At 57.4% G+C, this 15,417-nt stretch carries 13 protein-coding genes; all 13 read right to left on the bottom strand.

The annotated features are described in order from the left end of the window. Window positions 1-8: 8 nt before the first annotated feature. The 13 genes from IB237_RS12415 to IB237_RS12355 all read right to left on the bottom strand — a co-directional run bounded on the left by IB237_RS12415 (window position 9) and on the right by IB237_RS12355 (window position 15,388). On the bottom strand, window positions 9-1,697 hold the full coding sequence (locus tag IB237_RS12415) for an ABC transporter permease subunit (protein ID WP_192488987.1): 1,689 nt from the start codon (window positions 1,695-1,697) through the stop codon (window positions 9-11). Further along, window positions 1,694-2,752: a PotD/PotF family extracellular solute-binding protein gene (locus IB237_RS12410; protein ID WP_192488986.1), complete on the bottom strand. Its 1,059-nt coding sequence runs from the start codon at window positions 2,750-2,752 to the stop codon at window positions 1,694-1,696. The genes IB237_RS12415 and IB237_RS12410 overlap by 4 nt, the downstream gene beginning before the upstream one ends. A 37-nt stretch (window positions 2,753-2,789) precedes the next feature. Next, entirely contained in the window at window positions 2,790-3,821 is a 1,032-nt protein-coding gene (locus IB237_RS12405) for an ABC transporter ATP-binding protein (protein WP_246787878.1), read from the bottom strand. A 170-nt stretch (window positions 3,822-3,991) separates the two neighbouring features. After that, on the bottom strand, window positions 3,992-4,987 hold the full coding sequence (locus IB237_RS12400; protein WP_192488984.1) for a LysR family transcriptional regulator: 996 nt from the start codon (window positions 4,985-4,987) through the stop codon (window positions 3,992-3,994). Window positions 4,988-5,032: 45 nt separating this feature from the next. Then, window positions 5,033-6,613, bottom strand: coding sequence for a gamma-glutamyltransferase family protein (locus IB237_RS12395; RefSeq protein ID WP_192488983.1), 1,581 nt, complete (start codon window positions 6,611-6,613; stop codon window positions 5,033-5,035). A gap of 17 nt (window positions 6,614-6,630) precedes the next feature. Then, the gene (locus IB237_RS12390) at window positions 6,631-7,797 is read right to left on the bottom strand and encodes an amidase (protein WP_192488982.1); all 1,167 of its coding nucleotides are present in this window, start codon (window positions 7,795-7,797) and stop codon (window positions 6,631-6,633) included. A gap of 14 nt (window positions 7,798-7,811) precedes the next feature. Further along, window positions 7,812-8,771 (bottom strand): PDR/VanB family oxidoreductase, encoded by a 960-nt coding sequence (locus IB237_RS12385; protein ID WP_192488981.1) that lies wholly within the window; start codon window positions 8,769-8,771, stop codon window positions 7,812-7,814. A 4-nt stretch (window positions 8,772-8,775) separates the two neighbouring features. Then, complete coding sequence (locus tag IB237_RS12380; RefSeq protein ID WP_192489417.1) at window positions 8,776-9,576, bottom strand: ABC transporter ATP-binding protein; 801 nt, start codon at window positions 9,574-9,576, stop codon at window positions 8,776-8,778. A 2-nt stretch (window positions 9,577-9,578) separates the two neighbouring features. Further along, window positions 9,579-10,412: an ABC transporter permease gene (locus IB237_RS12375; RefSeq protein WP_210323933.1), complete on the bottom strand. Its 834-nt coding sequence runs from the start codon at window positions 10,410-10,412 to the stop codon at window positions 9,579-9,581. After that, entirely contained in the window at window positions 10,409-12,103 is a 1,695-nt protein-coding gene (locus IB237_RS12370; protein ID WP_192488980.1) for a CocE/NonD family hydrolase, read from the bottom strand. The genes IB237_RS12375 and IB237_RS12370 overlap by 4 nt, the downstream gene beginning before the upstream one ends. Continuing rightward, the gene (locus IB237_RS12365; protein WP_192488979.1) at window positions 12,100-13,494 is read right to left on the bottom strand and encodes an FAD-binding oxidoreductase; all 1,395 of its coding nucleotides are present in this window, start codon (window positions 13,492-13,494) and stop codon (window positions 12,100-12,102) included. Before IB237_RS12365 ends, IB237_RS12370 begins: the two co-directional genes overlap by 4 nt. Before the next feature lie 4 nt (window positions 13,495-13,498). Next, a complete protein-coding gene (locus IB237_RS12360; protein ID WP_192488978.1) occupies window positions 13,499-14,323 on the bottom strand; it encodes a creatininase family protein in 825 nt (274 codons plus the stop codon). Between the two features lie 69 nt (window positions 14,324-14,392). After that, the gene (locus IB237_RS12355) at window positions 14,393-15,388 is read right to left on the bottom strand and encodes an ABC transporter substrate-binding protein (protein ID WP_192488977.1); all 996 of its coding nucleotides are present in this window, start codon (window positions 15,386-15,388) and stop codon (window positions 14,393-14,395) included. Between the last annotated feature and the right edge of the window lie 29 nt (window positions 15,389-15,417).

Raw genomic sequence — 15,417 nt, 5'->3', positions numbered from 1 at the left:
GTTACCGTTTAGCGGGCATAGAGCTTGTCCAGTCGGACAAGGCGACCGACCAGGATCAGGGCCATCACCGTGAACACAATCAGCACTGCGGAGATTGCATGGGCTGTCGGTTCAAGACTGAAGGTTGATTCTGCGTAGATACGAACCGGCAGGGTTGTCAGGCGTGCCGTGGTCAGGAAGCTGGTGACCGTTACTTCACCAAAGCTCAGCAGAAAGCCGACGAGACTTGCTGCAAACAGACCCGGCGCAAGGCCTGGCAGTGTGATCAGGAAAAACATCCTGAAAGGGTCGGCGCCCAGACTTGCGGCCGCTTCCTCCTGCGAACGATCAAGCTGCATGACCGAGGTGGTGAGCAGGGTGATGGCAAACGGCAGGATGACGATGACGTGGATTGCCACAAGTCCGAGGAACGGCGGCACGATCAGATAGATTTGCAGCAGTTTCAGCATGCCGACACCAATTGCCACATGCGGCAAAGACAGTGGCAGCATCCAGAATGTCATCAGGACGGAGCGCCCCTTGAACGGAAAGCGGGCTAGGGCAAATGCTGCCGGAAGCGCCAGTGCAATGGCAACCAGCACCGAGACCGTGGCGAGCTGAACTGAAACCCAGAAAGCGTCCGCATAGGCACCGTTGAACAGAACTGCGTAATACCACTTGAGTGTGAAGCCCTTGAAACCGGCGGCCGTTGCCTGTGGCACATCGTTGAAGCTCTGGATGCATACGAGCACCAGTGGCAAGAGAAGCAAGCCAAGCGATGCCACAAGCAAAAGGCGGGCGATCACGAAACCGACGGTATCTGCCAGCCTGACAATGATATTCGGCAGGAATACCGGGTTGCTGGCGCGCTCGTTCAGCCATGGCATCAGACGTTTCATGCCGATGCCGCATAGGGCAGCAAACGCCAAGCTGGTGATGGTCATGATGACCGCAAGCGCCGAGGCAAGCGGTGCGTTGAGGTTCTTGATCGCCTCCTGCATGACCAGCATGCCTGTCGTCCAGACCTTCTTGCCGCCAAGCAAGGTGGCGGACACATAGGCTGTACTGGCCATCAGGAAGACGATGACAAGGCCGGAACGCAGGCCGGGCAGCGACAGGGGGAGGTCGACCGTCAGAAAACGCATCGCAGGCGATGCGCCAAGGCTTTCGGCAGCCTCATGCACACGCGGTGAGGTGTTCTGCATGCTGTCGTAAAGCGCAAGAACCATGAAGGGCAGGAAGACCTGCGCCAGAGCAACCGCCACAGCGCCATGGTTGAACAGCATGTTGGCGGCCTTGGGAATACCAACGAGGCCAGTCACCGAATTGATCAATCCGTCCGGCGCAAGCAGCAGAATAATGCCGAGCGAACGCACGACCACATTGGTTAGCAGCGGAATGAGAATGATGGCGAAGGCCGCAGCCCGGTATTTCACCGGAATGCGGGCCAGCCAGTAGGCGAGTGGATAACCCAGCAGGGCCGTCAGCAAGGTGACGCCAAGGCCGAGTGCAATCGTTTCACCCACAACGCGGAAATAGAAACTGTCGGTGACGATACCAATATACTGCGCCAGCGACGGCGCAGTGATCAGTGGTCCAAACGGATCAGGGTATTCGTGAAGCGACAGCAGGAAGATCGCGGCCATGGGTGCCGCGAAAGACAAAAGTAGCCAAAAAGTAACCGGTGCTGAAAGGGCCGGTCCTATCCACCGTGTCATCCGGCGATCTCCCGGTCATAACGGGACTGCCATTTGGCGCGGTTGGCGTTGATGAAATCCCAATCAAAATCAACCAGCTGCGAAACCTGCTCATCACCAACGATCAGCTTGCTCTTCAGATCGTCAGGAATGGTGATGTTGTTGACGGTCGGGGAGTAATAGATTTCGCGGGCATAGGCCAGCATGCAAGGTTCGGACAGGTGCAGGTTGACCCACTCTTCGGCCAGCTTCTGGTTCTTGGTGCCTTCGGTGATGCAGGCAACGTTCATTGCCAGTGCCTGACCTTCAGTCGGAGACGCAATTTCGATGTTCGGATTGCGGGTTTCCGCGTAAGAGCGGGTGAAGCTGCCGAACTCGACGGAGAGATCGCAGATGCCCTGATCGAACATTTCAAACAGCTGTGCCTGACTTGCCTGAATGGCAGCGAAAGGCTTCAATTCCTTCACCTTTTCAACCACCATATCGAAGTCTTTTTCAGTGCCGCCCCATGCGCGAGCTGTCATCATCAATGCAGAAATGCCTTCAGCGCCAAGCCCATCCGGCCAAGCGATGCGGCCCTTCCATTCCGGGTTCCAGAGGTCCTTCCAGGAGGTGATCGGCTTGGATGCCTTGCGCTTGTCGTAAACGATGGTGCAAGGGTTGAAGGCAACGCCATAACCTCCCTTGCGGGCGCTTGGGTAAAGCGCTTCGAAATTGGCAACGTTGGCGGTCGGCTCCTGCGTTACGCCATCTTTTACGGCCTGACGGCTCTCATAGATGTTGAGGTAAAGCACGTCGAAGCTTGGACGACCGCGCTCGGCATAGGCGCGTGCGCGACGGTCACCAGTGCCACCAAGCACGTAGCTAATCTTGCAGCCGTATTTTTCGACAAGCGGCTTTTCAACATATTCTTTGACGATTTTTTCCTGGGCGCCGCCCCAGATACCGACGACAAGTTCGTCGCCTTTTTTGATTTCGGCGTAGGCCGGGCGGATGATGTGAAATGGAGCTGCGAGGCCAACGCCAGCACCTGCGCCAAGTACGAGCCTGTTGAAATTGCGACGCGATAGGGTCATTGCAAATACTCCTGTGCGGTTCAGATGTTGGGTGGGGTCAGATAAAGGTGGCGCCGCCGGGCTGGGCCTGAAGGCTGCATGGTGCGCCCAGCGGTGGTGGCGGCAGATCCGAGGGAACGATCACACGGATCGTACCGGCTGCAGACTGAATGTCCGCTTCCCAGGTGTCTCCGAGATAGGCCGCGTTGATGAGTGTGCCGGGCAGGGTCAGCGGGCCGGCTTCCTCTGTAATTCTAAGGCGTGAGGCGCGCAGTACCAGTCGGGTTGCGCCATCTGGCGCGCCGGTGCAGGACAGGCCGGGTGCGCGGAAAACACCATTTTCGCTGCGGCCTTCGATAACGGTCCGGGCACCGAGGAAGGATGCCGTAAAAGCAGAGCGTGGATTGTCGCAAAGCTGTTCTGGTTTGCCGATTTCTTCCATGATGCCCTTGCTCATGACGGCCACGCGGTCCGACATGGCCAGTGCTTCCTGCTGGTCGTGGGTGACAAAGACGGTGGTGATGCCAAGGCGCTGCTGAAGCGAGCGGATTTCGCTGCGCATATCGGCGCGCAGATGGGCATCAAGGTTGGAAAGTGGTTCGTCGAGGAGGAGAACATCAGGCTCGATGACCAGCGCACGTGCAAGCGCCACACGTTGTTGCTGGCCGCCGGACATCTGTGTTGGATAACGATCCTTGTAGGGGCCGAGGCCCACAGTCTCAAGGGCTGCCGCCGCCCGTTCACGACACTTTGCCTTGTCAACCTGTCGCATACGCAGGCCAAAGCCGACATTATCCAATGCTGTCAGATGCGGAAACAGCGCATAGGACTGGAAGACCACGCCGATATTGCGGGCGTGCACCGGCTTTCTGGTGATGTCCTCATCGTTGAGAATGACCCGTCCCATGGTCGGTTTGACAAAGCCTGCAATCATGCGAAGCGTTGTGGTCTTGCCGCAGCCGGAGGGGCCGAGAAGCGAAAGAAGTTCGCCTTTCGGCACCTCAATCGTCAGACCGTTGACGGCCGTCTGGTCGCCGTAGCTTGCTGTTACGTTGTCCAGGGTGAGATAATGTTTATTTGACAACGTCATATCCTCAGGCGTGTGAATTCATGCGGGCTGTATCGCAGTGATGATGAAATCAACTGCAAAATGCTCAATATTTGAGCTTCAATAATTGATGCTTATCATATGAGCATTTGGATGTTGAGTGAACTCTACGGACACCGATATACGGTATAGATGAACTGCTATATCGACGCTCAGATTGGCAGCTGATTGAGGGAAGGGCGTGCCGGCGAAAGGGTCGGCTCGTGCAGGCTGAATTCAAATTCCTTCGCGACATCCCGGATGATACGGCGCAGCCATTTGTGGGCAATGCTGGTGTGGTTACGCTCGTGCCAAAGCAGGTAAAGATGCATGCGGTCGAACTCTGACGGCGCATCAATGACCTGCAGGTGCTGATCAGGTGTGTTGGCGGCCATATGTTCGGCATAGGCGCGCGCCGTGGTGAAGATAAGATCGGTGCCGCCGACGATAGGCGGGATCATCGCATATTCGGGCACGGACATGGCAATGTTGCGTTTCAGCCCGAGCTGCGCCAACCGCCCGTCTATCGGGCTGAACCCGGCGCTGGAACTTGCTGTCGGTGAAATGTGGCTAGCGGCGAGATAGGCATCGAGTGATATCGCGTCCCCTGCAGCCAAGGGGTGATCGCGATGGGCAATGCAGGCAATGTCGCATTGAAACAAGGCGGTAGACTTCAGGCTTGGCTGCGGTGCAGGCCAATTGCCGATGACCACATCGACACGGCCCGCACCAAGTTCTTCGGGAAGGTCAGGGTTATCACCCGGCGGAAAGAAGTCGAGCGTGACATTGGGAGCATTGTGATGAATGCGCTTGGCTATTTCCGGGACGAGAAACACCCCAAAACAGTTGAGCACAGCAATACGAATATTCTGGCTGGATAGACGCGGATCGAAATGGTCCTGACCGTTGAGGGCATCAGACAGGCCAAGCAGCACGCTGCCGATCAGCGTCTTGATCTCTTCGCCTCTTTCGGTCAGCACAAGCCGTTGTCCGGCTCGCACGAGCAGCGGATCGGCAAAGATTTCGCGCGCTTTCTTCAGGCAGGCGCTGACCGTGGGCTGGCTGTGCCCGAGCAGCACCGCCACTCTTGAGACATTGCGCTCGGTAAGCAGGAGGTAGGTGGTGCGGAGCAGCCGCACATCTATCGAGGGATTAATATTCGCAAACATGGTCATTCCCGGTCGTCTGGTTCAGGAAATGCAAGGGTCATGCCATTAGAGAGCCGCACCATCAGATCTTGGATCGGCAGCAGCTTCGCAAAGCCCGTTAGGATGCAGGACAACGGCTCCGGCATGGCCGCAAAGATCGGAAAACGGCGCGATCATCTCAATGTCGTGTCCCGCCGTTTTGAGCTTTTCGACAAGTGCCGTATCAAAGCGGCTTTCCAGTTTCAAATTGGTGCTGCTGGCGCCCCATGTGCGGCCGAGCAGCCAGCGCGGTGCGGTGATTGCTTCCTGAAGCGGCATGCCAAAACGGGCATGGCGGGTAAAAATTGCAGCTTGCGTCTGCGGTTGGCCCTCACCGCCCATGGTGCCATAGGCCATCACGCGGCCGTCGGCGAGCTTTGCGAAGGCCGGATTGAGCGTATGGAACGGCCGTTTGCCGGGCTGCAGCTGGTTTGGACCTTCGGCAAGCGAAAAACCGGCGCCACGGTTCTGGAAAAACACACCGGTCTCGGGGCAGGTAAGTCCGGAGCCGAACTCCCAATAGACACTCTGGATAAAACTGACGACATTGCCGTATCGGTCGGCAGCCCCCATCCAGATCGTATCGCCCTCTGCTGGTTTGTACGGCCATTGCAGTGCCCGGTTCATGTCGATCCTGGCGGCGAGATTATCGAGCGCTTTAGCCTCAAGCCATGTCTGGGCGTCGGCAGTCATTGTGGCCGGATCACCAAGGTCACGATTGCGTTTGATGAAGGCCTGTTTTGTTGCCTCGATCAGCCCGTGAATGTGGTCGTAACCTTCGCCAGTTTCGATTTGCAGCCGATCAAAGAGACCGAGGATCATCAGGGAGGCGACACCCTGGGTAGGCGCGACCATGTTGTGGAGCGTGCCCTCACGCGTCGTGACGCTGAGCGGTGTAACTTCACGCGGTGCATAGTGCCTGAAATCCTCAACCCGCAACGGACTGCCGTTGCGCTCAAGAAAGGCTGCATGGCTTTGAGCGAGATCGCCGTCATAATAGGAGCGCAGGCCTTTGCGCCCGAGCTCTTCCAGCGTATCGGCCAGTCGTGACTGTCGCAGACGCGCGCCAGCTGGCGGTATTTTTCCATCGATCAGATAGGTTTCGGCAAAACCCGCAACACCGGCAAGTTCGTGTAATTTGTCTAATGTGCAGATTGACTGGTTGGCGGTGACGGCAATTCCGTCGCGTGCTTTCGCGACGGCAGCTGAAACAAGTTCGGAGACAGAAAAACGCTTTGCGTTATCAACCATCGACAGCGCCATGTCCCATCCGCCGATGGTGCCGGGGACGGTCAGTGCGGCTTCGCCGTTGCGCGTAGGAATGGCGGCGACATGGCCACGGTCACGGTACCAGTCAACCGTCGCAAGACCGGCTGCCTGTCCACAGGCGGAAATGCCAGTGAGTGGTTTACCCGGTCTGTGGACTAGCCAGAAGCCATCCCCGCCGATACCGTTCATGTGCGGATAGACAACGGCGATCATCGCGGCTGCGGCAACCATGGCTTCCATGGCGGTGCCACCTTCATCAAGAATACGGCGTCCGGCATAGGCCGCTTCGCGGTGTGGTGCGGTGAAAGTGCCGTTAAAGGCGAGCGCGGTTTGCAGCATGCTGATGTCCTGACGCTTCAGAAGGATGGAAACGAGGCGGCGGCTTTGATGAGCAGCAGGTCGCTGCCCGGTCTACCGACCAGGGAAAGTCCAACGGGTGCGCCATCCACCGTTCCGAAGGGAATGCTGAGTTGCGGTAGACCCGCATGACCGGCGACCGACATCAGGCTCAGCGCTCGATTGCGATAGGGCTCAAGTTCTGACTGCGGTGTTGTCAGCAAAGGTGCAGGGCCGGGCGCCGTGGGATAGAGCAGGATTGTCCCTTCGGGTAAAAGTGCATCCAGCCGTGCACGAAGTCGCTCGCGGTAGGCGCTGGCCTCCTTGAATTCGGCTTCGGTAATTTTACTCGCCATGGCGAAACGTTCTTTGATGCCCGGTCCGAAGGCCGGTTGACGTTTGGTAATCCATTCCCCGAAATGCTGCCAGATCTCGTATCCCTGATGGAGACGAAATGCGCTTAAGGAAGCTTCCGCTCCACCGTCAGGCAGGATCGTATCAAGCCTGTAATCGAAGGCGGGGAGGGCAGAGCGGATATGTTCACGGGTTTCATCCATCGGTAAGGCCCAAAGGTCTTCGGGTGCCCAATAACGAATGTCTGTAGCGTCGGGTGATGTCTGGCAAAAGACCGAGATGATCCGTTCCATCAGATTGCGATCCCGGGTGAAGAAACCCGATACGTCATAACTCGCGGCCAGCGGCACCATGCCCTCGGATGAAATCAGCCCATGGGTAGAGCGCCAGCCATAAAGGCCGCAAAAGGAGGCGGGAAGCCGAACAGATCCACCGGTGTCTGTTCCTAATCCAATGTCGGCAAGGTCAGCGGCCACCGCAGACGCTGAGCCGGAGGAAGAGCCGCCTGGTACGCGCAATGGTGCTGCCGTATTCAACGGCACGCCGTAACGTGCGTTCAAACCCATCAGGCTGTAGGCAAGTTCGTCCATATGCGTTTTGCCGATGATGGAGGCGCCATTTTTCAGTAGCGTGTCGACAACGCCCGCATTTGCCGCTGCTGGTTTCTGATCCTCCGCAAATTCCGGGTTTCCAGCTCCTGTGATCAGGCCCCTAATGTCGAAATTGTCCTTCGCAGCGACGCTCAAGCCGGAGAGCGGCTGGTCGTTGATTACCGGGCTCGCTTGAAGCGTGTGATCAAACCGTTGGATAAAGGCATCGGAGATATCGGGCATGGGGCAGTCCTAAATTACAGATCGAGGGTTAGTTGAGCGGTTTTGGCGCGGGACACACAAGGCATGATCCACTGGCCGGATGCGATCTCCTCCGGGGTGAGAAATGTGTCGCGATGGTCGGCCTCGCCTTCAAGCAGGGCCGTCATGCAGCTTCCGCAAAAGCCCTGTTCGCAGGAGTGTTCGATGTCGTGGCCATTGGCCATCAATACGTCGAGTATGCTGCGATTGGTCGGCACATCGATTGTGGTTCCGCTACGCGCAAGAACCACACGAAAACTATCCGCACTCTCTGGAGCCGCCGCTCCGGAAAACCGTTCCTCATGGATTTCCGTCTCGGCCCAGAGGCGTGATGCCTGCGTCCGTACGTGATCCATAAAAGCTCCTGGGCCGCACATATAGAGATGGCTACCGCTGCCTCTTTGCACGAAAATTCCATCCAGAACCGGTGCTAGTGCCGCGGTCTCCAGACCAAAATGAAAATGGACATGATCTGCGAAGGCGCCGGATGAAAGCACTTCGAAAAAGGCGGCCTGTTCTTTCGACCGCGCGAAGTAATGCAGTCCAAATGGTTTGCTGGCGGAGAGGAAATGCATGGCCATGCTGTAAAGAGGTGTAATGCCGATACCGCCTGCCAATAGGATATGCCGCTCGGCTTTGCTTGATACGGAGAGAAGGCTTCGCGAAGCACCCATCTTCAACTTGGCGCCGATGTGCGCGGCCTCATGAAACCATTGTGAACCACCCCGTGACTGAGGTTCACGCTTGATGGCAATCCGGTAGAAGTTGGTTTCCGCCGGATCATTGCAAAGCGAATATTGCCGCACCAGACCGTCGGGCAGGTGGATATCGATATGTGCCCCTGCCGGAGAAGCTGCGAAAGGCTCACCATCGGTACTTTCCAGTCTGAAGGAGCGAATGCCGTCTGCCTCATCATCGATGGCGGTAATGACGATGTCACGCATCGAAACCTGCATCGGCCTACTCCATCGCCTTGTTGAGCAGCGCGGATACGTCGCGGCAGTAACCAGCATATTCAGGAGAAAGGCGGTATTCGGCATCGCGTGGATAAGCCCGCTCGATGGGGATTTCGCCAATGATACGGCCGGGGCGGGCTGCCATGACCACGATGCGGCTTGAGAGAAACACGCTTTCATAAACACTGTGGGTGACGAACATCACTGTGGACGAGGTAGATGCCCAGATGCGCAACAGGTCGTTGGACAGGCGGTTGCGGGTAATTTCATCCAGCGCTGCAAAGGGCTCATCCATCAGCAGCAATTTTGGTTTTGTGACCAATGCGCGGGCGATGGAAACACGCATTTTCATGCCGCCGGACAGTTCGCGCGGATAGGCATTCGCGAAGTTTTGCAGGCCAACCATTTCAATGACGGACAGCACGTCATCACGGGCGGCGTTTTTCGATTTTCCCGCTAGTTTCAGCGGCAGAAAAATATTGTCGAAAACCGTTGCCCAAGGCATGAGGTGCGGCTCCTGAAAAACGAAACCGATTTCCCCGCGTGCGTCGGTTACGTCGTCTCCCGGTCGGTCGACACGTCCTGCGGTGTGCTGGCCAAGGTCGGCAACAATGCGCAGCGCGGTAGACTTGCCACAGCCGCTTGGGCCGAGAAGGCTGACGAATTCGCCGGGCTGAACTTTCAAGTTAAGGTCGCGAAGAGCAACTGTGCCATTGCCATAAATCTTGTCGACGCCGCTGAGGCGCACGATTGGTTTTACCTGTGTCGAGGGCATGTCGAGCATAGCGGTGTTTCCTGCGTTCATCATCAACCCTCCTGCACCAGTTCGCTCTCATGCCAACGGCTGAGCAAAGCATGTTGCACCTTGGCCATGATGAACCAGATCGTCAGACCAAAGGCGGAGAGCATGAAAAGTGCCGCGAACATGCGGGCGACATCCAGCATCGCGCCGCTTTCAACGATGGTCCAGGCAAGGCCTGTGGCATTACCAGCGCCAGCAACAAATTCGGCAACCACGGCACCAATGACTGAAAGACCGGAGGATATCCGCGCCCCTGCCAGAATGAAGGGAAGTGCGGATGGCAGTTGCAGGTAGCGAAAACGCTGCCAGCGGGTTGCCTTGTAGAGGCTGAAGACGTTGCGCAGGCCGTGATCGGCAGATTTCATGCCGACGGCGGTGTTGGACAGCATGGGAAAGAAGGCCACGATCCAGGCAAGGATCATCAGTCCAAGCCATACCCGGTTCAGGCCAACCCAGATTACCACGAGCGGAGCAATCGCCACCATGGGGGTAACCTGCAGGGCAACGGCATAGGGCCAGAGGATACGTTCCACCTGCTTGTTTTGGGTCAGAAGCACGCCCAGGGTGACGCCGGATACGAGTGCGGCGACAAAGGCGCAGACGGTGATCGATGCCGTAAACCCAAGAGCGCTCAACAGCGAGGGGAACTCATCGACCATCTTGACGATAATTGCCGACGGTGGTGGCAGGATAAAACGCGACACCTGAAAATGGGTGACCAGTGCTTCCCATGCAATGAGGAAAATAACACCGCCGAGAGCTGGAGCAGCAGTCTCGGCCGCCGCCCTGCGCCATTTGACCGAGGTCGGATTGGAAGAGCTCACAGCAAGATCGGTCAAGACGGCACTCCCGAAAGTTCGGCGATGGGCAGACGCAAGGTTGAGCTATGCGACGGGCCATGTGACACGCAAATCGTCGTAACCACCGCCTTTGTTTTTGGGGTCGATACCGGGTCCTCACCGGTGCCGGGATTGACCGGATGGGCGGGGTAATCGGAGGCTGCAATGGATAGTCGCAACTGTTCACCCGCCAGAATGGTCGAACACGTTGTTGTCAGAGGCAGGGTGTAGGTTCCCTCGCCAGCGTCTCTATAATGTGCATAACCGCTGGAAATCTGCAGGACCCTACCGTCCTTTGTGACTGTGGAGAGAACGCAGGACAGATCGAAACTCGGGCAATCTGAGGTCGCGGATATCTCGATCACCGGTTCTCCGGCCAAGGTCAGGCTGGATTGCAACGGCGCGGTCGTGAATGTCAGAACATCACCACGCTCATCGGTCAGGCGACGGTCAACAGGGCCAGCCGGTACGCCGTAACAGCCACCTGTTACAGGAGCCGGGCGCCAAGGATCGTGTACGATGTAATCGCTGGCATCCAACAGACCTTGCTGTTCGCTCAACGTGCCGTCATCGTCACGGATTGCCGCACGGCCTGTGCTGCCAAGGTAGAAGGTCTGCTCATCCTCCGGCCAGCTTTCCAAGTCGCGCCAGGATTTTACGCCCATGTCGAAGAATGAGATTGGCTTGCTGGTGAGTTCTGTAGCCGACTTGTGTTTGAGAGCCTGATCGAAGAAGCGGATATGCTCCATGTCGGTGTCTCGCTCCGCCGCAGGCCCGAAGTCGACAGTGCCGACCTTGCTGACCCAGGGGAAATGGACCCAGGGGCCGATGATCAACCGCGATATTCCGTCATCGTCGTACGAAAGCTCTTTCCACGCTTTGATCGTGCTGGCCAGATGTGTGTCAAACCAACCGCCAATGACCAGCATGGGGAGTTTGCGGGCCTTGATTTTTTCGGCATGGGTTGAGGGGGAAATTTTGGCCCAAAAATCGGAGTCCGCAGGTGTTTCAAGCCAGTCCATGACATGAGAGTAATCGCGGTATTTTGTCAGAATATCCGGTTTTGCGGCAATTGGACCGTTAACTGGTAGGTTGGCAGATACAGCCATCAGTGCCGCGTAGGCTTCGTCGTCACCGGCACGCCGTGCCGCTTCGGCGGTGATCTGAATGCCCCAGCCGACCATCTGTTTCATCCGCAGCGCGCCGTTTTCATAGGCCCATGTGGAACCTGCATCCCACGGACCCATTGCCGGTGCGATTGCTTTCAGCGAAGGGCTGTTGCCAGTGGCGGCAAGCAGCTGGTTGTAGGACTGGTAGGAAAAACCATACATGCCGACATCGCCGGTCGATCCTTCCAGTGCTGCAGCCCATTCAACCGCTTGCGCACCATCCTCGATATCGTTTTCGCCGGGACGGAACACACCTTCCGACGTGCCGCGACCACGGATGTCCTGGACCACAACGATATAACCATGCGACGCATACCAGGCCGGATGCGCGTAACAGATGGTGCATGCGATGCGACGGCCATAGGCTTGCCGCTGAAGAAGCACCGGGTAAGGGCCGGGGCCAACCGGACGGTAGATATCTGCATCAAGCCTTATGCCGTCACTCAAATGCATCGACTGCGTTTCCGGAGGCAAAACGGCAAACCTGCCAGTGAGGTCTTTGGTGTTTGAAATGTCGTTCATGCCTGACGCCGATCCCATTTGTCTGTTGGAAGTTCGATGGCGAATTTTTCATCGGCCTTGTCGTCGATTTCGAAGCGGCCTGGATTGAGCAGATTGTAAGGATCGACCTGACGTTTGAAGGCGATCTCGCGTTCGGTGATTTCCTTTTTGCCGACGGCGCGCACATTGGAGGTATGTGAGTTGGAGACCACGGCTCCGGCCTCCTGCATCAGCCGCACCATGGTGGCCATCTGTTCCGGGCTTTCGTAAACGAAATAGGGCGAGCCGGAGCCAACCACCTGACCACCAACGCGCAGGATTTCCATGCGCATCGGGCCATAATGGCTGACCTTGTCGTGCACCCGCTGCACAAGTCCCACCAGATCGGCATCGCGGAAGAAGCCTTCGACGACGGAACGGCCGGGCTCGGTCTTTTGAATCTGGAACAGCGCGTGGCCGAACACGAATTCCCAGATCGGCCCGCCATAGGGACCTTTGCCTTCTGGCGCGGACGAAACGATGGTGCCACCGAAGGAGGCGACACAGGCCTCGAAATCCTCCCAATTGTCTTTTGCGATCATGGTCGAGCAGATCGAATGACCTTCGGGCACGATATCGGCAAATTGCCGGATCAGCTTTGGTGTTGGCCATTCCTGAACCGAAACGACCTTGCGGTTGATGCCCGCTTCATTGGCAAGCGTCACGCCAAAACGCACCGCCTGCATGTATTCCGGGAAAGCAACAATTGCTTCGATCCAAGGCCATGCCGGAGCAAGTGGCATCTCGACTTCGGTGATGATGCCGGTTGCGCCATAGGTATGGTGAATGAGCTGCGCGTCTGGCCCACGCAGTTCGATCAAGCGTGGTTCTTCCTCCATTGTCAGCACCTGCGCGCCGGCAATATTGCCGCGATCACGCAGGATGCCGTAGACGACCGAACCCGGCCCGCCGGTACCGCCAGCGATGTGGCCGGCGATGGTAGCAATGCGAGCTGTTGTCGGGTGGACGCGCAACTCCCAGCCGATCTCGCGGGCTGCCTTGTCAATGTCGATGACCAGTGTGCCTGCCTTAGCGCGGGCCATGCCGGGAGCTAGCTCGACCATGCCGGCATAGGCGCTCATGTCGAGCAGGATGCCGCCCCGCAGCGGCACGCTCTGGCCGTAATTGGCAGACCCGCCACCTCGTTCGGTGATGGGGATGCGATAACGGACCGCTGCCGAGACGACCCGCTTCAACTCCTCAATGGTTTTCGGCGTGACGACTACATCGGCCTGCTTGCCTTCCAGCATGGTGCGCAGCAGCGGGCTGACGGCGTAGCGGTCACGGCTTTTGACGCGAATGCGGCGCGGGTCCATCGTCAATTCGACACCCTCAATGGCGGCGGCGAACTCGGTCAGCGGGTATGAGGTCATTGGCTCATTTCCCCTTCGTGTACATTGTCTCGGACGTGATGCGATCGAGTGGGTAGTGGGCAATTTCGCCGATCAGCTTGATCAGTCGGTCAGACGCCCGCTCGACGGTGATGCGGCCGCGCTCCGCGTCGGCTGCGGCGGCATTGCCGCAAGCGCCGGACGGGTGAATATCCTGCGACTGCCAGCCGAAACCGACTGCACCGCCTTCGGTCATCAGCATGTCGTATTCTTTTTCAAGCTGCTTGGAGAGCGGTACGAAATCCTCGGCATATTGCATGTCGACCAGTTCCGGGTGCAAGTAACGCAGGACGCTGGTTTCGACTTCGCCGGCATGAATGCCGTGTTTGCGTTCTTCGCCATCGAACAGGTCGCTCAGGTCGGTGAAGCGCGACCACTGCGACGAAACGGCGAACATGCCGAGATTGACCCGCAATTGGCGGCAGACGATTTCCATGACCTGCGGCTGGCCACCATGCGAATTGACGAACAGCACTTTGCGCACACCAGCGCGGTAGGCGCTTTCGCAGACTTCGTACCAGAGACGGCCGAGCGTTTCGGCAGACAGTGTCAATGTTCCGGGGAAGGCAGAATGTTCGTTGGATTTGCCAACACTCATGGTTGGCAGGATAAGGGCTGGAAAATCGGGTGCCATCTTGGCGACCGCATGTTCCATGATGCCATTGTTTATGGCGGCGTCCACTCGGACGGGTAGATGCGGTCCGTGTTGTTCGACGGCGCCAACCGGCAGAACGGCCACGATCTTGCTCATGTCCAGCGTTGCAAAGTCACGCGCCGTCAGATCCCACCACCAATGCGATTTCAGGTTCATAGTCATATTCCCGGTTATTATGCGAAGTGTTGTGAGAGGGGCGGCAAGCGCCCGCCCTCGACGTCGTTGTCAGTTCATCGGCTTTTCAAGGAACCGTGTCGTAAAGGCGCTGGCGTAGTCGAAGTCCGCAGCAAACAGACCGTTAGCGACCAGCATCTCATAGTGAGACTTCCATCGCTCAGCTGAGATCCAGCCAATACCGTGTTTGGCGGTGTCGTCGTTTTCGACCAGGTTATTGGCCGTCATCATCTCGTGGCTGTAATCCATCAGCTCTTTGGTGATCTGGGGATTGAGCTTGTTGATGGCAGCAAAAGCGACCGACGGGTCTTTCAGGAAATCGACCCAGCCCTTGCGAGAGCCGTCAACCAGGCACTGCACGACCTCAGGCTTCTCATCGATCATCTTCTGCGAGACCACGACGATCACGGTGTAGGGGTTGTAACCCATGTCCGACAGCAGGAAGTAGGATGGCAGCTTGCCGGTCTCAGCCTTGATGCGGAACGGTTCCTGCGTCACGACACCCTGCTGGATGGAGGTTTTGTCCGACATCCAGGTTGCTATCTGGCCAGTGTAAGTGCGCAGCTGATCGTCGGTGTAGCCATATTTGGATTTCAGGAATGGCCAGAAAGTCGTGCGGTTGCTCTGCGAAATCAAGACAGGTTTGTCCTTGATGTCTTCGGGCGTCTTGATGCCGGATTCATCATGATACAACATCACCGTCAGGAACTTCTGCATTGAGGCCATCACGGCCTTGGCCGGGAAGCCGACCGAATTCATGCGCAAAACGCCATCATTCTGCGGCAGCAGCGCCACATCCACCGCGCCTGTTGTCAGAAGCTGAGTTGGATCGATACCAGGTGCCCCTTCGCGCAATGTCATGTCGATGCCGCAGGCGGCATAATAGCCTTTCTCAAGAGCTTCATAGAAACCTGCAAATTCCGGCTGGGCTTTCCAGCTTAGCTGAAAGGTGACTGGTTCGTTGGCGGCTGCGGGAGCGGCGAGGCCTGCAAACACGGCCACGGCCGCGATGGAGGATTTCAGGTAAGTGCCTATCTTCATTTCCATTGTTCCCTCATTGTTGTTTTGGGGTATGC

The organism is Agrobacterium sp. AGB01, assembly GCF_014851585.1.
In the GTDB taxonomy this organism is placed as follows: Bacteria; Pseudomonadota; Alphaproteobacteria; order Rhizobiales; family Rhizobiaceae; genus Agrobacterium.
The sequence above is the reverse complement of the archived record's forward strand: the minus strand, read 5'-3'. Positions and strand labels throughout refer to the sequence as shown.